21 protein-coding genes and 1 tRNA gene are annotated in these 26089 nt (G+C 69.3%); 18 read left to right on the top strand and 4 right to left on the bottom strand.

The genetic code is table 11. The features are described 5' to 3' along the window. The 4 genes from AB0G28_RS27235 to AB0G28_RS27220 form a co-directional block, all read left to right on the top strand. A partial coding sequence (locus AB0G28_RS27235; protein ID WP_361094731.1) for an RICIN domain-containing protein occupies window positions 1-2419 on the top strand: 2419 nt, incomplete at its 5' end. 495 nt (window positions 2420-2914) lie between these two features. Then, window positions 2915-3376, top strand: coding sequence for a hypothetical protein (locus AB0G28_RS27230; RefSeq protein ID WP_361094728.1), 462 nt, complete (start codon window positions 2915-2917; stop codon window positions 3374-3376). After that, window positions 3349-3645 carry a hypothetical protein gene (locus tag AB0G28_RS27225; protein WP_361094725.1) on the top strand — a complete coding sequence of 99 codons (297 nt, stop codon included), beginning with the start codon at window positions 3349-3351 and terminating at the stop codon, window positions 3643-3645. Before AB0G28_RS27230 ends, AB0G28_RS27225 begins: the two co-directional genes overlap by 28 nt. A 221-nt stretch (window positions 3646-3866) precedes the next feature. Next, window positions 3867-5279: a site-specific integrase gene (locus tag AB0G28_RS27220; RefSeq protein ID WP_361094721.1), complete on the top strand. Its 1413-nt coding sequence runs from the start codon at window positions 3867-3869 to the stop codon at window positions 5277-5279. Here AB0G28_RS27220 and AB0G28_RS27215 read toward each other — a convergent pair. Further along, a tRNA-Ala gene (locus tag AB0G28_RS27215) sits at window positions 5271-5343 on the bottom strand. The genes AB0G28_RS27220 and AB0G28_RS27215 overlap by 9 nt on opposite strands. Before the next feature lie 263 nt (window positions 5344-5606). Here AB0G28_RS27215 and AB0G28_RS27210 point away from each other — a divergent pair. From AB0G28_RS27210 to AB0G28_RS27165, 10 genes are all read left to right on the top strand, one after another. Continuing rightward, the gene (locus AB0G28_RS27210; protein ID WP_361094718.1) at window positions 5607-7778 is read left to right on the top strand and encodes an RICIN domain-containing protein; all 2172 of its coding nucleotides are present in this window, start codon (window positions 5607-5609) and stop codon (window positions 7776-7778) included. A 135-nt stretch (window positions 7779-7913) separates the two neighbouring features. After that, on the top strand, window positions 7914-8468 hold the full coding sequence (locus AB0G28_RS27205; RefSeq protein ID WP_361094715.1) for a DUF308 domain-containing protein: 555 nt from the start codon (window positions 7914-7916) through the stop codon (window positions 8466-8468). Between the two features lie 13 nt (window positions 8469-8481). Next, on the top strand, window positions 8482-9396 hold the full coding sequence (locus AB0G28_RS27200) for a ribonuclease Z (protein WP_361094712.1): 915 nt from the start codon (window positions 8482-8484) through the stop codon (window positions 9394-9396). A gap of 22 nt (window positions 9397-9418) precedes the next feature. After that, entirely contained in the window at window positions 9419-11071 is a 1653-nt protein-coding gene (locus AB0G28_RS27195; protein WP_361094709.1) for an FAD-dependent oxidoreductase, read from the top strand. After that, window positions 11068-12489 carry an ATP-binding protein gene (locus AB0G28_RS27190; RefSeq protein ID WP_361094706.1) on the top strand — a complete coding sequence of 474 codons (1422 nt, stop codon included), beginning with the start codon at window positions 11068-11070 and terminating at the stop codon, window positions 12487-12489. Before AB0G28_RS27195 ends, AB0G28_RS27190 begins: the two co-directional genes overlap by 4 nt. Further along, on the top strand, window positions 12489-13982 hold the full coding sequence (locus AB0G28_RS27185) for a carboxylesterase family protein (RefSeq protein WP_361094703.1): 1494 nt from the start codon (window positions 12489-12491) through the stop codon (window positions 13980-13982). Before AB0G28_RS27190 ends, AB0G28_RS27185 begins: the two co-directional genes overlap by 1 nt. Window positions 13983-14065: 83 nt before the next feature. After that, on the top strand, window positions 14066-15133 hold the full coding sequence (locus AB0G28_RS27180) for a hypothetical protein (protein WP_361094700.1): 1068 nt from the start codon (window positions 14066-14068) through the stop codon (window positions 15131-15133). Between the two features lies 1 nt (window position 15134). Then, window positions 15135-16262, top strand: coding sequence for a toxic anion resistance protein (locus AB0G28_RS27175; RefSeq protein ID WP_361094697.1), 1128 nt, complete (start codon window positions 15135-15137; stop codon window positions 16260-16262). Beyond that, the gene (locus AB0G28_RS27170) at window positions 16262-17872 is read left to right on the top strand and encodes a VWA domain-containing protein (RefSeq protein ID WP_361094738.1); all 1611 of its coding nucleotides are present in this window, start codon (window positions 16262-16264) and stop codon (window positions 17870-17872) included. The genes AB0G28_RS27175 and AB0G28_RS27170 overlap by 1 nt, the downstream gene beginning before the upstream one ends. Further along, on the top strand, window positions 17869-18435 hold the full coding sequence (locus tag AB0G28_RS27165; RefSeq protein ID WP_361094694.1) for a hypothetical protein: 567 nt from the start codon (window positions 17869-17871) through the stop codon (window positions 18433-18435). The genes AB0G28_RS27170 and AB0G28_RS27165 overlap by 4 nt, the downstream gene beginning before the upstream one ends. 97 nt (window positions 18436-18532) lie before the next feature. On the opposite strand, the gene AB0G28_RS27160 is transcribed toward AB0G28_RS27165, so the two are convergent. From AB0G28_RS27160 to AB0G28_RS27150, 3 genes are all read right to left on the bottom strand, one after another. Further along, window positions 18533-19390: a hypothetical protein gene (locus tag AB0G28_RS27160; RefSeq protein ID WP_361094691.1), complete on the bottom strand. Its 858-nt coding sequence runs from the start codon at window positions 19388-19390 to the stop codon at window positions 18533-18535. 82 nt (window positions 19391-19472) lie between these two features. Further along, entirely contained in the window at window positions 19473-19727 is a 255-nt protein-coding gene (locus tag AB0G28_RS27155; protein WP_361094688.1) for a hypothetical protein, read from the bottom strand. A 139-nt stretch (window positions 19728-19866) separates the two neighbouring features. Then, on the bottom strand, window positions 19867-20760 hold the full coding sequence (locus AB0G28_RS27150) for an ornithine cyclodeaminase family protein (protein ID WP_361094685.1): 894 nt from the start codon (window positions 20758-20760) through the stop codon (window positions 19867-19869). Between the two features lie 466 nt (window positions 20761-21226). On the opposite strand from AB0G28_RS27150, the gene AB0G28_RS27145 reads away from it, so the two are divergent. The 4 genes from AB0G28_RS27145 (at window position 21227) to AB0G28_RS27130 (ending at window position 26021) form a co-directional block, all read left to right on the top strand. Then, window positions 21227-21826: a sulfite oxidase-like oxidoreductase gene (locus tag AB0G28_RS27145; RefSeq protein ID WP_361094682.1), complete on the top strand. Its 600-nt coding sequence runs from the start codon at window positions 21227-21229 to the stop codon at window positions 21824-21826. Further along, window positions 21796-22539: a ferredoxin reductase gene (locus AB0G28_RS27140; RefSeq protein ID WP_361094679.1), complete on the top strand. Its 744-nt coding sequence runs from the start codon at window positions 21796-21798 to the stop codon at window positions 22537-22539. The genes AB0G28_RS27145 and AB0G28_RS27140 overlap by 31 nt, the downstream gene beginning before the upstream one ends. A 144-nt stretch (window positions 22540-22683) precedes the next feature. Next, entirely contained in the window at window positions 22684-23205 is a 522-nt protein-coding gene (locus AB0G28_RS27135; RefSeq protein WP_361094676.1) for a hypothetical protein, read from the top strand. A gap of 164 nt (window positions 23206-23369) precedes the next feature. Continuing rightward, window positions 23370-26021 (top strand): fibronectin type III domain-containing protein, encoded by a 2652-nt coding sequence (locus tag AB0G28_RS27130; protein ID WP_361094673.1) that lies wholly within the window; start codon window positions 23370-23372, stop codon window positions 26019-26021. Window positions 26022-26089: the final 68 nt, after the last annotated feature.

The following is a 26089-nucleotide window of genomic DNA, read 5'->3' as shown; positions in this document are numbered from 1 at the left end:
CAAGCAGGGCTTCACCGACGTGAACGAGGCGGTGTACTCGCGCACCATCACCGTGCCCGACTCGGGTCAGCCGCAGTCGACGTGGATCGAGTTCGGGGCGGTCAATCACCAGGCGACGCTGTCGGTCGACGGCCGGGTGGTGGCGACGCAGACCACGTCGTTCACGCCGTCGAATTTCGACATCACCGCCTACGCGGCCCCCGGTAGCACCCACACGATCAGCGTCGCCGTGAAGGGCCGCGGCGCGTTGAAGGCGTCCAACGGCCGGTACCTGGTGCCCGACGCCGCCGACTGGTCCGAGGCGGTACCGCAGGGGATCTTCCGGTCCGCGTTCCTGCGGACGTACCCGGCGGTGTCCGTCAGCGACACCTTCGTGCGTACGTCGGTGGCGAACAAGACGTTGAGCTACGACGTGTCGGTGCGCAACACGTCGGGCAGTTCCCGGTCGGTGACGTTGACCGGGTCGCTGTCGTCCAGCAACGGAACGGCTTTCAGCTACCCGGAACTGCCCAGCCGTACGGTCACCGTGGGGGCCCACTCGACCGTGACCGTGACCGTCGGGCCCGTCGCGTGGAACCTCGACAGCACCTCGTACTGGTGGCCCAACGTGCCGTACCGGCCGGGGTACCGGGCGCAGCTGCACCGGCTGACGGTTCAGGCCGTCACCGATGACGGGCACACCAGCGACGCCACGTACCGGTTCGGGTTCCGGGAGGCCACCCAGAACGGTGACTACTACTACCTCAACGGCGTGCGCGTGAACTTCCGCGGCGACAACCTCCAGGGTGCCGACTACGACCGGATCAACAACGGCGGCAAGGGCGACGCTTACGACACCCTGCCCGGCTTCCTGCCCCCGTCGGCCGGCAACGGCGGCTGGCCGCAGGCGGTCGACAACTACCAGCGGCTCAACTACAACGTCGTGCGGATCCACCAGGAGCCGGCCAGCCCGTACATGCTCGACGTTGCCGACGAGCTGGGCCTGATGGTCATCGGCGAGACCGCGATTCGCGGCTCCTCCGGCAAGCAGGATTGGATCGCCGGGCACGACAACATGGTCAACCACGCCCGTGCGCTGGTCCTGCGCGACCGCAACCACCCCGCGGTCATCCGCTGGAGCCAGGCCAACGAGCCGAACCAGAGCGGCCAGGATTCCGAACAGTTCGAGAAGGACCTGTACGCGGCGATCAACGGCAACGATGGCACCCGGCCGGTCATTGCCGAGGTGGGCGTCGACGGGAATCTCAACGGGTATCCCGGGATGACGTACGCCAACTTCGCGGTGATCCCGCACTACGTCGACGGCTTCGGCAGGTACGGGGAGGGCCTGAAAGCCGTGAACGGGCGGCCCGACGGTGAGGGCGAGTACATCTGGCCGGCATGCAACAACAAGCAGGGCTTCGAGTGGTTCGCCACGGCAACCCTGGCCAAGCGCGGCAAGAACGCCACCGACCTGCGTCCGTACACGCTGCTGTCCGCCTGGGCCGGCGTCGTGCCCGGAGTGCGGACCACCGACTTCACCCCGGAGGAGGGCGGTCGCCCCATCTACGGCGCGGACAACCTCCCGGCCCCCTGGAGCAACCCGCAGATCCAGCGCGTGCAGGCGGCGTTCAACCCGGTGGCCGCGGTTGACCTGCCGTTCTGGTCGGCCTCCGGCGCTTCGGACGCAGGCGGCACCTTCCCCCTGCCGCAGGCCGTGCCCAACTACGCCCGGAACGCCACGGTCACCCGCACCATCACCGTCTTCAACGACGACTTCGCCGACACCTCGGTGGGCTTCACCTGGACGGCGCGGCTCGACGCGCCGGACGGCGCGGTCGTCGCGTCCGGAAGCACGACCCTGACCGTCCCGCTCGGCTCGCGGGTCACCCAGCCGGTGTCCTTCACCACCCCGGCCACCGGCAACCGCGTGTACCTGCAGCTGTCGACCACGAAGTCCGGTAGCCCCGTCTTCACCGACGCGGTGGAGTACTTCAACCTCGCCGGAGGCGGCGGAGACGGACCCGCACCGGGCACTTACCGCATCGTCAACCGCAACAGCGGCAAGCCGCTCGCTGTCGCGGGCAACTCCACCGCGGACGGTGCCAAGGTGGTCCAGCAGAGCGGCACCGCCACCTGGACCATCGCCACGACCTCCGACGGCTCCTACACCCTCCAGTACGTCCCGAGCGGAAAGGTGCTCGACGTCAACGCCAACAGCAGCACGGCTGGGCTGCAACTGCAGCAGTGGACGGCCAACGGTGGCACCAACCAGATGTGGTACCTGCGGTCCACCGGAAACGGCTACTACACCATCGTCAGCCACGACAGCGGACTGGCGGCGGACGTCTACGGTGCGGCGACGAGCGACGGGGCGCAGGTCGTGCAGTGGGCCGCCAACGGCGGGGCCAACCAGCAGTGGCAACTGAACCGGGCCTGACCGGACGACCCGGTTTCTGGCCTGCTGCCGCGGCGTCGACCGCTATACGGCCATTCGACCCGGCACCCCGTCGTAGTGCGTCGCCTTCCTCGCCCGCCTCACCCGGATCTGGCTCGCTTTCATACGTCACGTCTGCGATCCCCGTCAGCAGAGTTCGTACGTCTTCGCTTGGCGCCACCCTGCAACGTGAGCCCTCGGTGGGTGAGGTGGCTGGTCGGGTTGGAGTAGAGGTGGCGGGCAAACCGACGCTGGCGTTGAGCACGGCGGCGACGGCCAGGACGAGCGTCGTGGCCCAATGCGCGGGCGCCCGGGCGAGTCAGCCCCTTGCTCCGGACGGTTTCGGGTGGTCAAAGGGGCGCTCAGATACCTCAACCTCGATGGTCAGCAACCGCCACCTCGTGTGTTTGTGACTCAGAGTCACGGTGTCATCTCACTGGGTCGGCGGTTGAGTGGAGTGCCCGACCCGGCCATGGTGGGATCTCTGCGTTCAGGGGGATGTACGCGAACCAGCGTCCGTCGCAGCGGATCAGTTATCCCAAGAAGATCGCCGGAATCGACTTCGCGCTCGCCGATCTAGTGGACTGGCTGGCGCGCGACCTGGCAACCGGCGGTGGCAGTCCGGTCGGAACGCCACCCGGAACCGAAAGTGGTAGTCGCCGCAGCCAGGGATCACCTGAACCGCTCGAGCGGGTGGTGGCTGCCCAGTCTGCCGGAGCGGTTTCCGGGACGGCTCGCGGCTTGGCGTCGGCGGATGTTCGATCACTGGCCCGGACTGGCCCGTCGATTAGCGGGCCCGTCGTCAACAGGGTTGAGCAATTGGGCAACGTTCTCGCCGAACGGACCTTGAAGGACATCGAACGGGCATACGCTGGTCCTGTTCCGCGAGAAGTAAAGGTGGCACTCGCTGATCATTTCTGGTGTTCGCCCAAATGGCGAACGTGCTCGCCGACGGCGTGAAGCTTTTCGATAAAGTGCCCGACAAGGTCACAGCCATGATCCTCGAAGCACGAAAAGAGCATGGTCGTCCGCCACTTCAGGAGTTTGTCGTAAAAACGGCGGTCAAAAGCGTCTGGACCTACGTAAAGGGTCTTTCCGTCTTCGGGTGGGTGATCCAGGATCGTAATTTTCTGCCCGTGATCCGTGTCCTCGCGGTGCTGATCTGCAAGGCGCCGGAACGGCACAGAGTCGTGGTCGAGTACTGCCTCGACCCTCTGAAGGACAGTTGATGTCGGAAACGAAGAAGCGCCTCGTCAAGGTTTTGCGGGAATGGTTGCCCGAAATCGCCACCGAGGTGGATGGTGGGCCGGCCGTCTAAACTTGGCAGGGCCCGCCGTCGGCCTCGCCTGCGTGGTGGTGTCTGGGCGACGTTGTAGATGTCTACGCCGGGGAGCTACACCTGTTGCGGGCTAACGCCTCGTTGGTCTCATCTTGGGTGCGGGAGGTTGTTGTGGCGTGGGTGGAGCAGTGTGGCGACAGGTTGTGGCGGGTGAGGTTTCGGCGGCAAGGTTTCGGTGTCCGGTCGGTTTCCGGGTTCGGTTCGCGGCGTGATGCTGCGGCTTATGCCGCGGGGCTGGAGGTGGATCGGCGTCGGCGGGTGTGGATCGATCCGGCAGACAGTGCGGTTACGGTGGCGGATTGGGTGGTGCGGTGGTTCCGGTCGCTGGATCTGGATCTTCGGACGATCGAGAGCTATCGGAGCCGGTTGCGGTGTCACATCCTGCCGAAGTTCGGCCACCTGCCGTTGGGCGCGATCACGGCGCTGGATGTGACCGAGTGGGTCCGCGAGCTAGAGCGGGCTGGGTATGCCCCGTCGACGGTGAGCTCGCAGCTGAACCTTCGGTCGATGTTGCTGACCGATGCGGCCGATGAGCGGCTGATCCCGTTCAATCCGGTGCGCCGGCGGAGGCGTCGTGGCCGACGGTCACGGCGGGCGGTGGGGGAGCGGGTGTGGGCGACGCCGGAGCAGGTGGTGCGGATCGCCGAGCAGGCCGGTCTGCTCGGTGGGCCTATCGCGCGGCTGCTGGTGATCACCGCGGCGTGGACCGGTTGCCGCTGGGGTGAACTGGCCGGCCTGCATCGGGACAACGTTGATCTCCGGCGCGGCGTGATCGCGATTGATCCGTTGGTGGGTGCGTTGCACGAGTCGGGGTCGATGCGGTGGCTGGGGCCGCCGAAGACCCGAGCTTCCGCGCGGACGATCGCGTTGCCGCCGTTCCTGGTCGCGTTGCTACGCGAGCACCTCGCCCGGCACCGGTATGAGTTCGTGTTCACCACGCCGAGCGGGACGTGGTTGTGGCGTTCGACGTTCCTCCGCCGCGTCTTCCGCCTCGCCGTCGACGGCAGCGACGCGTCCGGGATGAAGGCGAGCTGCGCGGCGGTCCTGCCCGGATCGACCTTCCATGGGCTACGGCACAGCCACAAGACCTGGCTGATCGCAGGCGGCGCACCGGAGATCGCGCAGGCCCGCAGGCTCGGTCACCACCTGGATAACCGGGTGATCGAGACCTACTCCCACGTCGCGCCGGAGGTCGAGCAGCGGTTGCTCGACGATCTCGAGCGCCGCTGGCACACAGCGGCCCCGCCACCGCCAACGCCGTCACCCAGTGTGGTCGACAGTGGGCGGGTGGCGCCGGTTGTCCCCCTCTTCGCCACGGTGGGGGTCACCCGCCGCCCAGCCGGGGAGCAGCGGGAACACGGCTTGGACGCCGTGTCGAGGCTGGGGCAGTGCTCCAGTTCTGCCCCACCAGGAGCACAAGATCACGCCGCACAACGATCACTAAAGATCGAACCCGGAACGCAGAAACCCCTCCGACCAGCCGCAACGGCTGAAACGAAGGGGTTCGTTGCGATGTGGAGCTAAGGGGACTCGAACCCCTGACCCCCTCACTGCCAGTGAGGTGCGCTACCAGCTGCGCCATAGCCCCGGAGCGAAGTTCAACTCCGCATCTCGTGTGTCCATACACTACACCCCGCCCGGAGCCCCCTCGCGCGGGGGTCCCCACGGTGACCACAAGCCCGTGACCAGCAGGTTCACACCTTATTTTTAGCCGTGTATTGACCCTGGGTGTGGCCGCCGTTACATTTTGCGCGGTTGTGACACCGAGGTCCCCGCCCGTTACGCCGCGTCCACCTCAGACCGGGCACGCCTCTCGATGAACGCCGCGGATGGCGGCGGAGGAGGTTTCGCATGAAGACGAGACGGCGGGTGATGACGCTGCTCGCGGCCGCGTCGGTCCTGGTCGGAGGCGTGACGACAAAAGCGGCCGCCGCGGTCACTCCGGACGGCTGGTACACCGTGACCGCCGCCAACAGCGGCAAGTGCGTCGACGCGCGGGCCGCCGGCTCCGCGAACGGGACCGTCGTCCAGCAGTACGCCTGCAACCGGACGAGTTCCCAGGAGTGGCAGTTCCAGCCCACAGGTGACGGCTACTTCCGGGTGAACGCCCGGACCAACCCGGCCGCCGCCTGGGACGTCACCGGTGTCTCCACCGCCGATGGCGGCCTCCTCCAGCTCTGGACCTACGGAGGCGGCGCCAACCAGCAGTGGCAGGCCGTCGACGAGGGGAACGGCCGCTACCACTTCGTCAGCCGCAACAGCGGGAAGTGCCTCGATGTGCCCGGTGCTTCCGGAGCCGACGCCGTGCAGCTCCAGCAGTACACCTGCAACGGCACCGCCGCCCAGTCCTTCATGCTGACGCCCGTGAACACGAGCCAGCCCGACTTCGGCCCGAACGTGGTGATCTTCGACCCGTCCATGCCGAGCTCGACCATCCAGAGCCGGCTCGACAGCATCTTCTCCCAGCAGGAACGCAACCAGTTCGGCAGTCAGCGCTACGCCGTGATGTTCAAGCCCGGCACCTACGCCAACGACGTCAACGTCGGCTTCTACACGCAGGTGCTGGGCCTCGGCCTGAGCCCCGACGCCGTGAACATCAACGGCGCCGTGCACGTCGAGGCCGACTGGTTCCCGCCGCAGAACGCCACCCAGAACTTCTGGCGCGGCGCCGAGAACCTGTCCGTCACCCCGAACGGAGGAGCCGACCGCTGGGCCGTCAGCCAGGCCGCGCCCTACCGCCGCATGCACGTCCGCGGTGACCTGCAGCTCGACGACGGTGGCTGGGCCAGCGGCGGCTGGATCTCCGACACGAAGATCGACGGCCAGGTCCGGTCCGGCTCGCAGCAGCAGTGGATCTCCCGCAACTCGCAGTTCGGCAGCTGGAACGGCTCGAACTGGAACATGGTCTTCGCCGGGGTCCAGGGCGCGCCCGCCAACACCTTCCCGTCGCCGCCCTACACCACGGTCGGCCAGACGCCCGTCGTGCGCGAGAAGCCGTTCCTCTACGTCGACAACGGCGGCGGCTACCAGGTCTTCGTCCCCGGCCTCAGGACCAACGCCTCCGGCACGACCTGGGCGAACGGCGCCGCGCCGGGCACTTCGCTGCGGATCGACCAGTTCTTCATCGCCAAGCCGGGTGCCACCGCCGCCGATCTGAACGCCGCACTCGCCGCGGGCAAGAACCTGCTGGTCACACCCGGTGTCTACCACCTGAACCAGACGCTGCGCGTCACGCGGCCGGACACCGTCGTGCTCGGCCTCGGCATCGCCACGCTCGTCCCCGACAACGGCATCACCGCCATGTCCGTCGACGACGTCGACGGCGTCAAGGTGGCCGGCCTGCTGATCGACGCCGGGACGACCAGCTCGACCACGCTCATGCAGGTCGGCCCGGCCGGCTCGAGCGCGAACCACGCGGCCAACCCGACGTCGCTGCACGACGTCTTCTTCCGGATCGGCGGCGCCGCCGTCGGCAAGGCCGCGACCAGCCTCGTCGTCAACAGCGGCAACGTCATCGGCGACCACATGTGGATCTGGCGCGCCGACCACGCCGAGCGCGACGAGTACGTCGGCTGGACCACCAATACCGCCGACACCGGCCTCGTCGTGAACGGCAACGACGTCACCATGTACGGCCTCTTCGTCGAGCACTACCAGAAGACGCAGGTCGTCTGGAACGGCAACGGCGGCCGGACCTACTTCTTCCAGAACGAGATGCCCTACGACGTCCCGGACCAGGGGAGCTGGATGAACGGCTCGACGCCGGGCTTCTCCGCCTACAAGGTCGGCCCGAACGTCACCAGTCACGAGGCGTGGGGCCTGGGCAGCTACTGCTACTTCAGCACCAACCCGTCGGTCGCCAGCGCGCACGCGTACGAGGCGCCGAACACGCCGGGGGTCCGGTTCCACGACATGGTCACCGTGTCGCTCAACTACCAGGGCACGATCACGCACGTGATCAACTCCACCGGCGCCGCTACCCCGTCCGGGACCAAGCCGGTCAACCTGGTGAGTTACCCCTGAGCAACCGGCGTGCGCCGTGGTGGCGGCCGCGGCGCACGCCGGTCCTTTGTGGATACCCCCGAACGGGGTGTTCGGGGAGCCAACCGGGGGTGATCGCCGCGATACTGGGTTCCCCAATCGATTCGGGAGCGTCAGATGACCTCTTTCGCAGCGTTCACCGTCGTCGAACCCCGCAAAGCGGCGCCGCTGGTGGCCGTCCGCGGGGTGTTCGCCGTGCTCTTCGGCCTCTTCGCGCTGATCTGGCCCGGCGCCACCGTGCTCGTCCTCGCGATCCTGTACGGCGTGTACGCGATCGTCGACGGCATCGGCGGCCTGATGCAGGCGTTCCGCCCGGGCGACGCCGCCCACCGCGCTGCCTACGGAATCCTCGGCGTGCTCGGCATCATCGCCGGGATCCTCGTCCTCGTCTGGCCCGGCATCACGGTGCTGCTGCTGGCCCTGCTGGTCGGCCTGTGGGCGATCGTCACGGGCATCGCCGAGATCGCCGCGGCGATCCGGCTGCGCAAGCAGATCCAGGGCGAGGCGTTCCTCATCGCGGCCGGCGCGATCTCCGTGCTCGCGGGCATCCTCATCGTGATCAACCCGATCGCCGGCGCGTTCGGCATCGCGCTGCTCGTCGGGATCTACGCGCTGATCTACGGGATCGTGCTGCTGGTTCTGGCGTTCCGCCTCCGGAAGCTCGCCGCTTGAGTAGCGTGCGGGGGTGTCGACCCGCGAACTGGTGGTGCTGGGCACCGCTTCCCAGGTGCCCACGCGCCACCGCAACCAGAACGGCTACCTCCTCCGCTGGGACGGCGAGGGCATCCTCTTCGACCCCGGCGAAGGCACCCAGCGCCAGATGCTGCGGGCCGGTGTCGCCGCCACGGACATCACGCGGATCTGCGTCACCCACTTCCACGGCGACCACAGCCTCGGTCTCCCCGGCGTGATCCAGCGGCTGTCCCTGGACAAGGTCAGCCACCCGGTCCACGCGCACTTCCCGGCGTCCGGCGCGCACTACTTCGAGCGGATGCGGCACGCGACGGCGTTCTACGAGCAGGCGGACCTGCGGGAACACCCGATCGCCGAGGACGGCCCGATCGCCGGCGGGAAGGTCGCCCTCGAGGCCAGGCGCCTGAGCCACCCCGTCGAGGCGTTCGGCTACCGCCTGGTCGAGCCGGACGGCCGCACCATGCTCCCGGACAAACTGCGGGAACACGGCATCACCGGCCCGGACGTCGGAAAGCTGCAGCGGGAAGGCCGCCTCGGCGACGTCGGCCTCGAGGACGTCAGCGAGCTGCGACGCGGCCAGCGGTTCGCGTTCGTGATGGACACCCGCCTGTGCGACGCGGTCTACGCCCTCAGCGAAAACGCCGACATGCTCGTGATCGAAGCGACGTTCCTCGCCGAGGACACCCGGCTCGCGCGCGACTTCGGGCACCTGACCGCGCAGCAGGCCGCGCGCGTCGCCGCCGAAAGCGGTGTCCGGCAGCTCGTCCTGACCCACTTCTCGCAGCGCTACCCCGACCCGGCGCGGTTCGAAGAAGAAGCGAAAGCCGAGTTCGACGGCGAGATCGTGGTGGCCGAGGACCTGGAGCGGGTCCAGGTGCCGAAGCGGCGTTCTTCCCCAGCGGCGTGAGAAGCGCCGTAGGCTGCATCTCGTGAGCCAGCCGATCCTGATGACCGTCGACGACGATCCCGCCGTGTCCCGTTCGGTCGCCCGCGACCTGCGGCGGCGCTACGGGAAGGACTACCGCGTCATCCGCGCCGACTCCGGCCCGGACGCCCTCGACGCGCTGCGCGAGATCAAGCTGCGCGGCGACGCCGTCGCGGCGATCCTCGCCGACTACCGGATGCCGCAGATGGACGGGATCGCCTTCCTCGAGAAGGCGATGGACCTGTTCCCGCACGCCCGCCGTGCCCTGCTGACCGCCTACGCCGACACCGACGCCGCGATCCAGGCGATCAACGTCGTCGACGTCGACCACTACCTGCTCAAGCCGTGGGACCCGCCGGAGGAGAAGCTCTACCCGGTGATCGACGCGCTGGTCGAGACGTGGAAAGCCGTCGGCGACAAGCCCGTCGAAGATGTCAAGCTCATCGGCCACCGCTACAACTCGCCGTCGTTCCACCTGCGCGACTTCCTCGCGCGCAACGCCGTGCCCTACCGCTGGTTCTCCGTCGAGGACGAGGAGGCCGCCCGGATCCTGCAGGCCGCGGAGGCCACGGAAAAGGACATCCCGGTCGTCGTCACCCCGGACGGGACCGTCCTCAAGCAGCCGACCGGCGGCGAGATCGCCGACGCGGTCGGCCTGTCGACCCGCCCGGCGCAGGAGTTCTACGACCTCGTCGTGATCGGCGGCGGTCCGGCCGGCCTCGGCGCCGCGGTGTACGGCGCGTCCGAAGGCCTGCGCACGGTCCTCGTCGAGAAGAAGGCCACCGGCGGCCAGGCCGGCACCAGTTCGCGCATCGAGAACTACCTCGGCTTCCCGGACGGCGTCTCCGGCGCGCAGCTGACCGACCGGGCGCGGCGCCAGGCGCAGAAGTTCGGCGCCGAGGTGCTGACCGCACGGGACGTCGTCGGCCTCGAAGCCCGCGGCTCGGCCAGGGTCGTCACCTTCGGCGACGGCAGCGAGATCGCCGCGCATTCGGTCATCCTGGCCAGCGGCGTCACCTATCGCGCCCTGGACGCCGAGGGCATCGATGAGCTGAGCGGCCGCGGCGTCTACTACGGCTCGGCCGCGACCGAGGCGCCCGAGTGCAAGGGCGAGCACGTCTACATCGTCGGCGGCGCCAACTCCGCCGGGCAGGCCGCGGTGTTCTTCTCCCGGCACGCCAGCGACGTCACGATCCTCGTGCGCGGCTCCTCGCTGGAGGCGTCGATGTCGCACTACCTGATCGAGCAGATCGCGGGCATCGAGAACATCCACGTCCGCACGCACACCACCGTCAAGCAGGTCCACGGCGACGACCACCTCGAGCGGATCACGCTGTGCGAGAACGGCGTCACCGAGACGGTCGAGAGCGGGCACCTGTTCATCTTCATCGGCGCCGCCCCGCGCACCGACTGGCTCGGTGAGGACATCCACCGCGACGAGCACGGCTTCGTGTGCACCGGCCCCGACCTCCTGTCGGCCGGGCAGCGGCCGGCGGGCTGGCCGCTCGACCGTGATCCGCACTACCTCGAGTCGTCGATCCCCGGCGTGTTCGTGGCCGGTGACGTGCGGTCGCAGTCGGTCAAGCGGGTGGCGTCCGCGGTCGGCGAGGGCGCGATGGCCGTGACGCTGGTACACCGGTACCTGGAGGAACAATGAGCGCACTGCCGCGGGAAGAGCTTCGCGGCCTCTTCCTGTTCGAACACCTTTCCGAGGCCCAACTCGACTGGGTCGCCGCCAATGCCGTGCTCGAGGAGTACCCGGCCGACTCCACCGTCATCAGCGAGGGCGGCGAGGCAACCTGCTTCTACGTCCTGCTCAACGGCGCGATCCGGATGACGCGGCTGGTCAGCGGTACGGAGGTGGAGACCAACCGGTCCGACCAGCGCGGCGCCTACTTCGGCGCTACGCAATTCTTCGTGCACCAGGAGACCGAGCACACCTACAACGCGACGGTCCGCGCGCTGACCGATGTGACGTTCCTGACGCTGCCGTCGAAGGAGTTCTCCTTCGAGTTCCGCCGGTGGTTCCCGATGGCGACGCACCTGCTGGAGGGCATGTACCTCGGCTGGCGCAACAGCGACACGGTGATCGGCTCCCGCCGCCGGTTGCTCGCCCTCGGCGAACTGTCGGCGGGCCTGACGCACGAGCTGAACAACCCGGCCGCGGCCGCCGTCCGGGCGACGTCCGCCCTGCGCGAACGCGTCGCCGGGATGCGGCACAAGCTCGCCTTCCTGGCGAAGAAGGACATCGAGCCGGAGCTGCTCTACCAGCTCATCGACGTCCAGGAACGCCTGGTCAAGCAGGTCGCGCAGGCGGAGAAGCTGACCGCGATGCAGCAGGCCGACCGCGAGGACGAGATCGGCGACTGGTTCGACGACCGCGGCATCGACGGCGGCTGGGACCTCGCCGACATCTACGTCCGCGCCGGGCTGACCACGGCCGACCTGGACCACGTCCTCGAGCAGGTCGGCGACACCTTCATCGACGGTGCCGTCCGCTGGCTCGCCTACGCGCTCGAGACCGAGATGCTGATGGGCGAGATCGAGGACTCCACCACGCGCATCTCGGCGCTGGTCGGCAAGGCCAAGCAGTACTCGCAGATGGACCGGGCGCCGCACCAGTGGATCGACGTCCACGACGGCCTCGACTCCACGCTGGTCATGCTCGCGGGCAAGATCGGCCCCGGGATCCGCGTCGTCAAGGAGTACGACCGCTCCCTGCCGAAGATCCCGGCGTACCCGGCCGAGCTGAACCAGGTCTGGACGAACGTCATCGACAACGCCCTCGGCGCGATGAAGGGCGAAGGCACGCTGACGCTGCGCACCTGGGGGCAGAACGACCAGGTGCGGGTCGAAATCGGCGACACCGGCCCCGGCATCCCCGAGGACATCAAGCCGCGGATCTTCGAGCCGTTCTTCACGACGAAGCCGGTCGGCGAGGGCACCGGGCTGGGCCTGGACATCTCGTGGAAGATCGTCGTCGAACGCCACCAGGGCGACCTGCGCGTCGAGTCCGAGCCGGGGAACACCCGGTTCGAGGTCTGCCTGCCGACGGTCGAGCAGGCCTCGCTCTGATGGCTTCCGTCCCGACGGTCACGACCGAACTCGGGGCGCTGGTCGGGCTGGCGGGTGACGGCGTCCGCGTCTGGCGCGGGATCCCGTACGCCCGCCCGCCGGTCGGCGAGCTGCGGTGGAAGGCGCCGCGGCCGCCGTCGTTGTCGGGTGGCGTGCACGTCACGGCCGAGTACGGCGCGCACGCGATGCAGGCGCCGGACCCGCTGAACCCGTCCGCGGTGTGCGACGAGGATTGCCTTTACCTCAACGTCTGCGCGCCCGACGGGCCCGCGCCCGACGGCGGCTGGCCGGTGCTGTTCTGGCTGCACGGCGGCGGCTACCGCGTCGGCCACGGCGAGCAGCTCGGTGACGGCGAGGAGTTCGCGCGCGCCGGGATCGTCGTCGTCACGATCAACTACCGGCTCGGTTCGCTCGGCTTCCTGCACCTGGCCGGTATCTTCGGCGAGTCCGAAGCGGACGCCGGGGTGGGCGGCCTGCTCGACCAAATTGCCGCGCTGAAGTGGGTGCGCCGCAACGTTTCCGCGTTCGGCGGGGATCCCGCGCGGATCACCGTCTACGGCGTCTCGGCGGGCGCGAAGAGCGTCGGGAACCTGATGGGCAGCCCGCTGGGCGCGGGACTGTTCGCGCAGGCGATCAGCAGCAGCGGCGGCGCCGACCACGTGGCGACGCCCGAAGCCGGGACGGCGCTGGCCCGGCGGCTCCTCGACGAGGTCGGCTGCCACGACGTCGACGCGCTGCGGGCGTTGCCGGCCAAGGAGTTCGTGGAGGCGCAGGAGCGGATCCTGACCGGTTTCCAGGCGCTGTGGCTCTGGCGGCCGACACTGCATCCCCGGGTGCTGCCGGAGGTGCCGATCGAGCCGATTCGCCGCGGCAGCGCGGCCGGAATCCCGTTGCTGATCGGCAACAACAGCAACGAAGGCAGCACGTACGCGATGATGCTCGGCGACGACGTCGCGACGGCTCCTGCGTCCGGTGTGCTCGCGAGCATCCTCGGCGAGGAAGGCGCCTCGCGGCTGCTGGAGACGTATCTTCGCCGTGTTCCCGACCTCCAGGCCGCGAAGATCGCCGCGATGGGCGACGAACGGTACGGCATCCCGACGCAGCGGCTCGCCGACGCGCAGTCCGCGCACGCACCCGTCTACCGCTACCGCATCGACATCGCCGCGCCCGGCGTGCCCGAGCAGCTCGACGGCGGGCACGGCACCGAGACCACGATGGCGTGGAAAACCCCGCTGCCGCTGTACGCGCAGGCGACCGACGTGAACCCGAAACGCGAGCGCGCGGCTCTGCTGATCCACCGCGCCTGGGTGCGGTTCGTCCGCGACGGCGTCGCGGATGCCGACGGTCCCGAATGGCCGCCGTACGGCCCGGAACTGCGTCCGGTGCTGGTTTTCCGGGAAGACACGGACCTGGTGCTCGACCCACGAGCGGACGAGCGAAAAGCCTGGGGCGCCACCGAATGGGCGTCCGGGACCTGGTTCCCGGTGACCTGAGACCGTTCCTTCACCCGCTGTTCACTTCGAACCGGCTCGCTCCCGCGTCCAATGAGCGAAGACCCGTCGAGGGGAGTGGCTCAGTGAAACGCCGGGTGTCGATCGGACTGGCCGTGGTGCTCCTGCTGGCCGTCGTGGGCGTGATCATCTGGGGTGACGACTCCAAGCCCGACCTGACGACCGTGCGTGGTGTCATCGGCTCGGAGAAGCAGGCGTTCTTCACCGATCAACGCGTCGTGGACGCCTTCGCGCGCCACGGGGTGAAGGTCGAGGTCGACACGGCCGGGTCACGGCAGATCGCGACGACGGTGGACCTCGGGAAGTACGCGTTCGCGTTCCCTTCGTCGTCGCCGGCCGCGCAGAAGATCCAGCGCGACCGCAAGGTGACCACGGTGTACACCCCGTTCCAGTCGCCGATGGCGGTCGCGACCTTCGAGCCGATCGTGGCGCTGCTGAAGGCGAACGGCGTGGTGCGCAAGGGCGCCGGGGACTACGACGTCTTCGACATCGGGAAGTACCTGGAGCTGGCGAAGGCGGGAACGCGCTGGGACCAGCTGCCCGGCAACACCGCCTACCCGGCCCGCAAGAACGTCCTGGTCACCACGACCGACCCGCGTGAGTCGAACTCCGCGGCGATGTACCTGTCGATCGTTTCCTTCGTGGCCAACGGGAACACCGTCGTCAGCACGCCGGAGCAGGAGGCGAAGGTGCTGCCGTCGGTGGCGAAGCTGTTCCTCGACCAGGGGTACACGCAGAACAGCACCGAAGGGCCGTTCGAGGACTACCTCTCGGCGGGGATGGGCAAGACGCCGCTCGCGCTGGTCTACGAGTCGCAGTACGTCGGGCGGGTCGTGCGCGGCGACGGCTCGGTCCGGCCGGACATGCGGATGCTCTACACCGCGCCGACGGTGTACTCGAAGCACACGCTGGTCCCGCTTTCCGCGGACGGCGACAAGGTGGGCCGGCTTCTCGCGACCGACCCCGAGCTGGGCAAGCTCGCCGCGACCTTCGGCTTCCGCACGAACGACCCGAAGCTGTTCGCGGACGTCGCCGCGCCGGCGCACGCACCGGCGGACCTCGTGGACGCCGTCGAACCGCCGTCGTTCGAAACCCTCGAGCGGCTGCTCGACGCCGTCGGCAAGCAGTACTGACATGGACTTCGCGCTCACCCCACCCGGACCGGTCACGGCGATCCCCGCCGAACGCGCCGCCGGCCTCATCACGCTCAGCGAGGACACGCGGTCGGAAGTCGCCGTTCGCGCCGACGCCTTCGCCGCCCGGCTCGAGGCCCTGGATGTCCGCTCGCCGGAGTTCACCGACCTCCTGGACGAGCTGCTGGCCGTCGGCGAGGCCGACATGCGGGCCGCGGCCGGCGTCGCGGGATCGATGCTCGACCGGTCCTTGCGCAGCGCGGCGTCCCCGCAGGACGGCGTCACCACGAGCCTGGCGAACCTGCGCCGGACGGTCGCCGGGCTGGACCCGGCGAAGCTGCCGCTGACCGGGCGGAAGCTGCTTGGGATGTTCCCGGCCGCCGCGGGCGCGAAGCGCGCCCTGGACCGGTACCGCGCGGCGAACGAGCCGGTCAACGCGCTGGTCGTCGACCTCCGCGGCCGTCAGGACGTGCTGCGTCGCGACAACGCCGCGATCAAGGGCGAGCGCGAGCGGCTGTGGCAGGTCATGGGGAAGCTGGCCGAAGCGGCCGCCTTCGCCGAGGCGGTCGACGGCGCGATCGAGGCGCAGGCCGGGGTCTTCGACCTGACGGATCCCGCGCGCGCCAACGCCTTGCGCGGTGACGTGCTGTACCCGATCCGGCAACGCCACCAGGACCTGCTGACCCAGCTCGCGGTCAGCGCACAGGGCTACCTCGCACTGGACCTGGTGCGGCGCACCAACGACGAACTCATCCGCGGCGTCGAGCGCGCGGTGTCGACGACCGTGGCCGCGCTGCGGGTCGCGTTGCTGGTCAGCGGCGCCCTGGCGAGCCAACGCGACGTCCTCGACGAGGTGGCGGCGCTGCAGGCGACCACCGACGGGCTGATCCGGGCGAACTCGGAGCTGCTGGCGACGCAGTCCGCGGAGATCCGGAAGGCGAGCAGCGACCCGGCTGTCGCGACCGAGACGATCCGCCAGTCGTTCGACCGGATCTACGCCTCGATCGACGCGATCGACGGGTTCCGCGCCGACGCCGTCCGCTCGATGGCGGCCACCGTCGAGTCGCTGTCCGGCGAGATCCGCCGTGCCGAAGACCACCTGCGCCGTTCGCACGAGGGGGAATCGTGATCGGGAAACTGGGGGCGCTCGCTCTCTGCGCCTTGCTGCTGGCCGGCTGTTCCGGATCTTCTTCCGCGCCGCTGGGGGACCCAGAACCGGGGACCTTGCGGGTTCTCGCGGGCAGCGAACTGGCGGACATGCAGCCGGTGCTCGACGAGGCCGAGAAGGCGACCGGGGTCAAGGTCAAGTTCACCTACACCGGAACATTGGAGGGCGCCGAAGCACTGGCGAACGGCAGCGTCGACGGCAAGTACGACGCCGTGTGGTTCTCCTCGAACCGTTACCCGGCGGCCATTCCCGAAGCGGCGAAGCGGCTCGGGAATCAGGTCAAGATCATGAGCTCGCCGGTGGTGCTCGGACTCGCGACGCCGGTGGCGCGGCGGCTCGGCTGGGTGGGCAAGCCGGTCGGCTGGGGCGAGATCGCCGAGCAGGCGGGGAAGAAGGCGTTCAGCTACGGGATGACGGACCCGTCGGCGTCGAACTCCGGGTTCTCGGCGCTGGTCGGCGTCGCGTCGGCGCTCGCGGGAGCCGGCAACGCGATCGATGCCCGGCAGATCGCTTCGGTCACTCCGCGGCTGACGCAGTTCTTCAGCGCACAGGCGCTTTCGGCCGGGTCTTCGGGCTGGCTCTCCGACGCGTACACGCGGCGCGCCACCGGCCAGGACCCCGGGCAGAAGGTCGACGGGCTGGTCAACTACGAGTCCGTGCTGCTCTCGGCGAACGCGTCCGGGAAGCTGCCGGAGCCGCTGACGGTGATCTACCCGAGCGACGGCGTCGTCACGGCCGACTACCCGCTCTCCCTGCTGGCGGACGCCGGTTCCGACGCGCGTTCGGCGCACCAGCGCCTTTCGGACTACCTGCGGACGCCGGACGTCCAGAAGCGGATCATGGAGACCACGCAACGGCGTCCGGTCGTGCCGGGTGTCGCGCTGGGGGCGCAGTTCGCGGCGCACGACCTCGTCGAGCTGCCGTTCCCGGCGACGCGGCAGGCCGTCGACGCGCTGCTGGCGGCCTACTTCGACAAGATCCGCCGTCCTTCGCGGACGCTGTACGTGCTCGACACGTCCGGGTCGATGGAGGGCGAGCGGATCGACTCCCTGCGGACCGCTTTGGTGGGGCTGACGGGCGCGGACGACTCGCTCACCGGCCGGTTCCGGCGGTTCCGGAGCCGGGAGGAGGTGACGATGCTGCCGTTCAACACCGGTCCCGGGACGCCGCGGACGTTCACCGTGCCGGAGCAGGACCCCGCCGGGGAACTGGGGCGGATCAAGGCGTTCGCCGAAGGGCTGACCGCCCGGGGCGGGACGGCGATCTACGACAGCCTGTCCGAGGCCTACCGGGTGCTGGAACCCTTGGCCGCGCGTGATCCCGACCGGTTCACCTCGATCGTCCTGATGACCGACGGCGAGAACGCGAACGGTTCGTCGCTGGCCGACTTCCTGGCGTCGTCCGGTTCGCTGTCGCCCGCGATGAAGCAGGTGCCGGTGTTCACCGTGCTGTTCGGCGAAGGCAGCAGCGACGAGCTGACCCAGGTCGCGACCCGGACCGGCGGGAAGGTGTTCGACGCGCGCAACGTCCGGCTCGCGCAGGTGTTCCAGGAGATCCGCGGGTACCAATGATGCTGCGTTATCTGGGGTCGACGAAGAACCTCGCCGGCTGCGTCGGCGGGCTGATCGGCGTCGTGCTGCACCTGAGCGGCGTGGTCGGATGGTTCTGGCCGTTCGTGGTCGTGGCGCTGTACGCCGCCGGGGCGTTGCTCGCGCCGGGGGAGAAGGTCCGGCTGGTCCCCGACACGTCCGCCGAGCTGCGTTCGTCGCTCGAGACGCTGGTGCGCCGGGTCTCGGCGCAGGCGTCCCGGATGCCTCCGTCTACTGTGGACACAGTGGGGCGCATCGCCGAAGTGCTGCGGGATCTGCTGGCGCAACCCACGCGGCTTTCGGCCGATCCCGACCTGCGGCACGCCGTCGTCCGCCTGGTGCGGACGGATCTGCCGTTGTCGCTGGAAACGTACTTGAACCTCCCGTGGTGGTTCGCGGCCCGGCGGGCCGGCGCGGGCGAGGAACTGGTGGTACAGCTGGGTTTGCTCGAAGCGGAGGCGCATCGGGTGGCCGAACGGTTCTACGCCTCCGAGGTCGATCGCCAAGCCGACCATACGCGTTATCTGCGGGACCGGGATGCCTGAATTCCGGCTCTACCCTTGTGAGTGATGATGTTCGAACGAGCGTTCGAGTAGCGTTGCCCTTGTCCGGCCGATCGGCCGGCTCGTCAAGGGAGGCAGGTCATGAACGCGTACCGAGTTTCGGCAGGGTCAACGTCATCGCGGCGGTCGTCAGCCAGCTCAGCAGATCGGCGAGGGGAATGCGGGAAAGCCGTTCCGGCCATTCCTCCGCCACTGCGTGCAGCACGAGTTCGTCTTGCCGCGGCTCGACTTTCGTCAGCCGGATGCCCGGCGGGAGGTCCGGCAGTGGCAGCTCGATGGGCCGGAACCGCTTCGGGGCCCGCAGTTCCTTCTGTCCGATGTGGAGGGTCTGGGGCAGGAGCACCACGGCGTGGTCCGCGACCTGGGGTCGCAGGGTCAGGTGGCCCCAGTGCGGGTGCTTGGCCCAGTGGATCCGGAGCAGTCCGTTCCCGGCCGGGGCCGCGACGATCCCGGGCCGGACCGCCGCGACCCGTTCGCGCAGCACGTCCGCGGACACGGCGATCCCCAGGCGCACGCGGGCGGGAATGGCGGCCGGCGTGGGCAGCGAGCGGAGGCGGACGTCCTCGGCGATCACGGTGACCCGGCGCAGCGAAATGCTGCCGCCGTCCGGCTCGGGCCAGTCGACGTCCTCGGCGACGATCCGGACGTCGCCGATGCGGCCGGTGGCCAGCCGGAGGCTGTCGGCGGGATAGTCGAGTTCGGCGAGGGTGAAGCGGACCTCGCGGTCGCCCACGACTGGGTCGCCCAGGTTCCCGTCGCTCAGGTTCTGGTCGCTCAGCTTGGCTGTGAGCCTGCGGCCGACGAGCTGCTCGGTGACTGTGCGCGCCAGGGCGGCCGGGGTGACCGGGAGGTTCGGGAACAGGGAACGCCCGGCCGCGGCCAGCCCGGCCAGCTCGGGCCAGGGCGACCAGCCGTCGAACCACCCGCCGTCGCTCATCCATCCAGTGTCGCCGAAGGACACCGGGGGCGGCGAGGGCGGGTGGTTCCCGAGGCGGGTGCGGACAGCGGGTCGCTCGCCGTCACCGGCCCGCGAAGCGGGCGATGATGCCGGTTACGACCAGCCAGAACACCGCGGCCAGACCGTAGTCGAGGATCACGGCGAGGCTGGGGCTGTCCACCGGGAACAAGCCAGGCCAGAACAAAGCGAGAGGAACCGCCAGTGACTTGATGAACTGGAAGAAGGCGTTGCCCGCGTTCGCGCCGGCCAGCACCATGATCATGTAGAGAATTTCGATCCCCGCGAAGATCGCGCCGATCGCCGTGATGACCCGCACGGCCGTGTTCCGTCTGGTGGTGGTTCGCCAAGGAGACATGTCCGGAAAATTCCCGGATCGGGTGACTGATCAAACGCATCCGCCCGCAGATTGGGCCGTTCGGCCGCTTCTGTTGCTCTCCGGCGCGGCACGAGCACGCTCAGTCCTTACCGAGCAGCTGGGCGATGGCCCAGTCTTGCACGGCGAGGCCGACGGACTTGAACACCGTCCGCCCGGTCACCGCCGGGGGCGTGCGCAGGGCGTGGCCCAGCTCCAGCAGGTCGGCTCGTCCGAGGAGCCCGGTGTCGACGGCGTGGATCACCTCACCGGCCTCTTCGAGCGCGGCGTCGACCTGGTCGACCACGACGCAGCTCGCCGTCCGGAGAAGCTCCGCGGGAAGTTCCCGCATGGACGGCAGGTAGGAACCGATCGCGTTGACGTGAACCCGTTCGGGCAGGGCTTCGGCCGGGAAGAGAGGAGTACTGGATGAAGTAGCACAGCAGACGATCTCGGCGTCCGACACCGCGTCCGCCGCGGACGGAGCAACCCGCGTCACGACATCGGGGAGCTCCGAGCTCAGCCGAGCCGTGAAGGCCAGCGCGCGCTCGCGGTTACGGCCGAAAACGGCCAAGCTGCGCACCGGGCGAACCGCGGCGACAGCCCGGACCTGGTCGGCGGCCTGGGCGCCGGTGCCGAGGAGCGCGAGCCTGCTCGCGGCGGGCGGGGCGAGCAGATCCGTGGCGACACCGGAAACGGCACCGGTGCGCAAGCTGGTGACCTCGACGGCGTCGGCGACGACCTGACCGGCGGCGGTGTTCCACACGAGCGTGCCCAGGATCATCGGCGTCCGCCCGGGAGCGAGGTTGAGCGTCTTCACCACGGTCGTCGACGACGGAGTGTGGCAGGCACTCATCACGAGCGTCGTGCCACCGCCGAAGGACAACCGCTGCGGAACGACGAAAAGCCCGGCGGCGAGCTCGAGAAACGCCTCCCGGACCGCCCCGACGGCGGCGGGCATCGACACGGCGTTCCGGACAGCATCGGCGTCGAGCATGGGCGGCCCTCCGTGATCGGATGTGCCGTCAGCCTGACGCGGCGCCCGATGCCACGCAAGATCGGCCATCCGCGGGCGTGGGCCGACGCCTGCTCTTCGGCAACTGGTGGTGGGTGGGCGGAGGGGGTGGGGCGGGGAGGGGGAGGGGAGGGAGAAGGACGAAGCTGACCGACGACGGATCGGCGCTCGCTGCCCCCGACGAACGACCGGCCGCCGCCGGTGACATCAGCAGGCCCTTCACAAGTGCGCGCGGGCCGATCTCGCCGGTGCGCCTGTGCGGACTGTGCCCGTGGGGTGCACGCGGAGCTGCCCCCAGCGACGATGAACGCCGAGCCGATCGGCGCGTCGCGTCACCCGGACCGCTCGCTCACCCGGATAGGCTGCGTTGCTCGTCACGTCGCTACGGCTGCGGGTCCGGGCGTAGGCTCGCCGGGACCGGGAAGCGGACCGGGAAAGGGAGTGCCGCATGGGTGTCGTGACACCGGGTTTCCAGGGCCGGGCGCGCGGCGGCAACCCGCGCCTGCCGCCCGGGCAGTACCTCGCCGAGGACTTCCCCGTGCTGTCGGCGGGCCCGACCCCGCGCGTGCGCACCGAGACGTGGGAATTCACCGTCACCACCGAGACGGGTGACAAGCACAGCTGGAGCTGGGCCGAGCTGATGGCGCTGCCCAGCGAAAAGCCCACCGTGGACATCCACTGCGTCACCCAATGGTCCAAACTGGACACCCGGTGGCGCGGGGTCTCGGTGGACACGCTGGTCGGCGGGCTCGACACCGAAGCCGACTACGTCATGGTCCATTCCTACGGCGGCTACACGACGAACTTGCCGCTGGCCGACCTGCTCGACGGCCAGGCCTGGATCGCCTACGAGTACGGCGGCAAGCCGCTCACCCCCGAACACGGCGGCCCCGCGCGGCTGCTCGTCCCGCACCTGTACTTCTGGAAGTCCGCGAAGTGGGTGCGCGGGCTGGAGCTGAAGACCCGGGACGAGCCGGGCTTCTGGGAAAACGCCGGCTACCACGACTACGGGGATCCATGGCGCGAACAGCGGTATCAGGGCGACTAGCCTGGCGGGTCGCCCGCCTGGCCGGCTTCCGTGACGAGACGCCGACGGCGCGCACGCTCGTCTTCGACCTGCCCGGCTGGCCCGGGCACCTCGCGGGGCAGCACGTCGACGTCCGGCTCACGGCCGCCGACGGCTATCGCGCGCAGCGGAGCTATTCGCTCGCCGCGCCGGCCGATGGTGACCGGGTCGAGCTGACCGTGCAGCGCGTCGCCGACGGTGAGGTGTCCGAGCACCTCACCGGTCCGTACGCCGTCGGTGACCCGGTCGAGATCCGCGGCCCGGTCGGCGGCTGGTTCGTCTGGCGGCCGACGGACCCGGCGCCGGTGCTGCTCGTCGCGGGTGGCTCGGGCATCGTGCCGCTGATGGCGATGGTCCGCGCCCGTCGCGCGGCCGGTGTCCGGACGCCGTTCAAGCTGATCTACTCGCTGCGCACCCCGGCCGAGCTCTACTACGCCGAGGAACTGCGCACACCGGTGGCGGGCCTGGACGTCACCTACGTGTACACCCGCGAACTCCCCGAAGGCCGTCCCGGTCTTCCGCGGCGCATCGACGTGGCCACGCTCAACACGGCGGGCTGGCCGGCGGAGTTCGGCGCGTCCTGCTTCGTCTGCGGCCCTACCGGCTTCGTGGAGACGGTGGCGGACATCCTCGTCGCCCTCGGGCACGACCCGCACCGCATCCGCACCGAACGCTTCGGGCCCAGCCGAGATTGAACCTCCCGACCGCGGCCGGCTCGGTGCTCCTGGTGCGCAAGGTGAATGCGCGGCTGTGCACTACGATCATGAGGCGTTGCGAGTCTCGCGTACAAGATTCGACCGTTGCGCTGACCATCTGACGACCGAGGGAGGACGCAGCTCGTGAGCGTCATCGGTAATGTGATCACCGCAGTGGTGGCCTTGCTCGGCGTCGTGCTTGGTGGATGGCTGACACTCCGCAACCAGGACCGATCTTGGAGTCGCGAGCATGCTCGCCAGTGGCGAGACATCCGACTTGAGACCTACAACGAATTTCTGGCTGCCTACCGTCAGTACGTCGCGTTCACACTCGAGCCGACCGCGAAGATCGCCGCAATTCCTCATCCGAGGTTGCCTGATCAGATGATGCCGTTCTTCGACGAAGCCGGGCGGCCTTACAAGGAGAAATTCGAGTCCGCTTTGACAGCGGTTCGGCTTGTGTCTGATCTGCCTGACACAGTCAGGACGTGCGTCTACCTGGTCCGCGCCGCGCGCCAGGTCGCCGCCGCGAGAGCCACGCTTTCCGAAGCCGATCTCACGTCGGATTCATTCGCGAATCTCTGGTCGGCAGAAAAGGAGTTCCTCGCGGCGGCCCGGGAAGAACTCGGCCTGTCCGCGATGCCCCGAACCCCAGGATACGAGTGACCTGACCGCTGTAGCTGCGACGCTCGATGGACGATCGCCTGCTCGCACATCCAGTCCTGCGGCGACACCCGCGGTCCCGATACCAGCCGGCTCGGCCAACGAACCGGCCCCTGTCATCCGATGAATAGGTGACGTTGTGCCCCGCTGAGCGGGAAATTGTCGACATGGACGCCGAGAGATCCTATGTTTCGTCCATGCTGACCAAGTGGGGCTCGAAGCGGCGCCGCACCGCGGTGGTCGTTCTCCTGGGGGTGGGCGCGCTGCTCGCCCCGACCGGCCCGGTGGCCGCGGCGGATCCGGACGCCGCGAGCCAGGACGTCTACGTCTCGCCCGCCGGATCCGACCGCGCTCCGGGCACCGCGCGCCGGCCCGTGCGGACCCTCGACAAGGCGCGCGACCTCGTGCGGCAGCGTGCGCCGCACCTCACCCGCGATCTCACCGTGCACCTCGCCCCCGGCGTCTTCCGGCTGGCGCAGCCGCTGCGCCTCGACGCCCGGGACTCCGGCGGCAACGGCCACCGCGTCATCTGGCAGGGCAGCGGCGACACCGAGCTGAACGGCGGCCTGCGGGTCACCGGCTGGCGGGCGGTCCCCGGCCGTCCCGGGCTGTTCGCCGCGCCCGCGCCCGCCGGCCTCGACAACACCCGGCAGCTGTACGTCGACGGCGTCCGCGAACAGCGCGCCCGGGGCCCGCTGCCGGTGACCGTCAAGGCGACCGCCACCGGATACACCGCGAGCGCCGACACCCTGGCGCACTGGCGGAATCCGAAGGACGTCGAATTCGTCTACACCGCGGGCGAAGCGCTCTGGAACATCCAGCGAGACGGCCTCGGTCAGTGGACCGAGCCGCGCTGCCCCCTCGCCGCGGCCGAGGGCACCACGATCACGATGGCCCAGCCGTGCTGGGACAACTCCACGAAACGCGTGCTGTTCCCGGACATCCCGGGCCGCAGCGTGAACATGGTCGGTCCGGCCGACCTCACCAACGGCCGGCACCCCACCTACGCGGAAAACGCTTTCGAACTGCTCGACACCCCCGGCGAGTGGTACCTCGACCGGGCTGCCCACGTCGTCTACTACCTGCCTAAACCGGGCCAGGATCTGCGCCGTGCCGACGTCGAGGTGCCGGTGCTCGAGAAGCTCGTCGACGCACAAGGGATCCACGACGTCGCCTTCCGCGGGTTGCGCTTCTCCTATGCGACGTGGCTGACGCCGTCATCGCCGGAGGGATTCTCCGAAATCCAGGCGGGGTACACGATCACCGGCGCCGACGGCTGGGCGGTGCAGGGCCTGTGCCAGTTCGTCCCCGGCGGCACCTGCCCCTACGCGTCGTGGACGCGGGAACCGGCGAACGTCTCGGTGTCGCACGGCCGGCGCGTCGAGTTCAGTGACAGCGTGTTCGCCCACCTCGGCGGTGCGGGTCTCGATCTCATCGACGGCACCAAGGAATCCCAGGTCCGCGGCGACGTCTTCACCGACATCTCCGGCAACGGCGTCCAGGTCGGCGGCGTCGACAAGCCGGTCACGGACACCGACGCCGACGTGGTCCGCGACGTGGTGGTGACCGACAACCACCTCTACGGCCTGCCGCGCGAATTCCACGGCGGGGTGCCCATCGTCAACGGCTACACCGTGCGGAACACCATCTCCCACAACCAGATCGACCACGTCGGCTACTCGGCGATCTCGCTCGGCTGGGGCGGCTGGCCGGACAAGATCAAGAAGCCGGCGACGCCGAACCTCTCGCACGACAACGCCGTCTCGGACAACCTGATCTTCGACTACATGCTCATGCTCGACGACGGCGGCGGCATCTACACGCAGGGCATCACCGGCACTTCGCTGGAAAACGGCGAAAAGGTCACCGGCAACGTGGTGCACGACCAGTGGGGCCTCGGCAAGGCGGTGTACACGGACAACGGCAACACGTACGAGACGGTCCGCGGCAACGTCCTGTACCGCACGGCGTACTTCAACGTCGGCACGGTGCACGTCGACTACCGCGACGACCTGGGCAACAACGACCCGACACTGGTCGAGGACAATTACTGGGAGCAGGGCGACCGCGACAAGACGGACAAGGGAGCGATCACGCGCGGCAACAAGCTCCTGGCCCACCCGTCCGACGCCCCGGCGGCGATCGTCGCGAACGCGGGTCTCGAACCGGCCTACCGCGGCCTGCTGTCCCGCCGGGTTGGCGGAGGAGCACCGGCCGAAGCGCCATCGCGAGTGGGCACGTTCGCGGCGGATGGCAAGCTGTACGCGACCTGGAACCCGACGTTCGCCTTCAACAACGCCCCGGTCACGGCCTACGTGGTGACGGCCAGCGGCAACGGCCGGACGCTGACGGCGACGATATCCGCCGTCGACTTCGCGAAGCGCGCGTACGCGGAGATCTCGGGCCTGACGAACGGAACGCCGTACACGGTGACGGTCGCGGCACGCAACGCGTACGGCACCAGCGAGCCCTCGTTGCCGGCAGCCCCGGTGACACCGGGCCCGACGCCGGGCGCACTCCCCGGAGCACCGACGAGCGCCCGAGCCCTCCCGAGCGCGACAGCGGCATCCATCCGCTGGAACCCGCCGGCGGCAACGGGCGACACCCCGGTACTGGCCTACACGATCACGGTTTCGGACGGCCGCACGATCACGGTGGAAGGCCGCGACGCCCTGGTCACCCAGCCGACGATCAAGGGAATGACCAGAGTGGTGGACAACTTGAAACCGGCCACGGCGTACACGTTCACGGTGGCGGCGGTAACGGCAACGGGCACAGGCCCGTCAGCGACCTTCACAGCCACGACGCCGACGGCCTGACCCAGACTCCTATAGCACACCGTCAAGTGCGTGCGGCGGCACTCGAGCTGGTTGTCCACAGCCCGATC

The sequence above is a fragment of the Amycolatopsis sp. NPDC021455 genome (assembly GCF_040640995.1).
Taxonomy (GTDB): domain Bacteria; phylum Actinomycetota; class Actinomycetes; order Mycobacteriales; family Pseudonocardiaceae; genus Amycolatopsis.
The sequence above is the reverse complement of the archived record's forward strand: the minus strand, read 5'-3'. Positions and strand labels throughout refer to the sequence as shown.

Excerpts from the sequence above, each read along its gene's own strand:
- AB0G28_RS27185 (WP_361094703.1), top strand. The coding sequence starts at position 12,489 with ATGGCTTCCGTCCCGACGGTCACGACCGAACTCGGGGCGCTGGTCGGG.
- AB0G28_RS27150 (WP_361094685.1), bottom strand. The coding sequence starts at position 20,760 with ATGCTCGACGCCGATGCTGTCCGGAACGCCGTGTCGATGCCCGCCGCC.
- AB0G28_RS27175 (WP_361094697.1), top strand. The coding sequence starts at position 15,135 with ATGGACTTCGCGCTCACCCCACCCGGACCGGTCACGGCGATCCCCGCC.
- AB0G28_RS27130 (WP_361094673.1), top strand. The coding sequence starts at position 23,370 with ATGGACGCCGAGAGATCCTATGTTTCGTCCATGCTGACCAAGTGGGGC.
- AB0G28_RS27140 (WP_361094679.1), top strand. The coding sequence starts at position 21,796 with ATGGCGCGAACAGCGGTATCAGGGCGACTAGCCTGGCGGGTCGCCCGC.
- AB0G28_RS27230 (WP_361094728.1), top strand. The coding sequence starts at position 2,915 with ATGTACGCGAACCAGCGTCCGTCGCAGCGGATCAGTTATCCCAAGAAG.
- AB0G28_RS27225 (WP_361094725.1), top strand. The coding sequence starts at position 3,349 with ATGGCGAACGTGCTCGCCGACGGCGTGAAGCTTTTCGATAAAGTGCCC.
- AB0G28_RS27210 (WP_361094718.1), top strand. The coding sequence starts at position 5,607 with ATGAAGACGAGACGGCGGGTGATGACGCTGCTCGCGGCCGCGTCGGTC.
- AB0G28_RS27145 (WP_361094682.1), top strand. The coding sequence starts at position 21,227 with ATGGGTGTCGTGACACCGGGTTTCCAGGGCCGGGCGCGCGGCGGCAAC.
- AB0G28_RS27165 (WP_361094694.1), top strand. The coding sequence starts at position 17,869 with ATGATGCTGCGTTATCTGGGGTCGACGAAGAACCTCGCCGGCTGCGTC.
- AB0G28_RS27205 (WP_361094715.1), top strand. The coding sequence starts at position 7,914 with ATGACCTCTTTCGCAGCGTTCACCGTCGTCGAACCCCGCAAAGCGGCG.
- AB0G28_RS27190 (WP_361094706.1), top strand. The coding sequence starts at position 11,068 with ATGAGCGCACTGCCGCGGGAAGAGCTTCGCGGCCTCTTCCTGTTCGAA.
- AB0G28_RS27160 (WP_361094691.1), bottom strand. The coding sequence starts at position 19,390 with ATGAGCGACGGCGGGTGGTTCGACGGCTGGTCGCCCTGGCCCGAGCTG.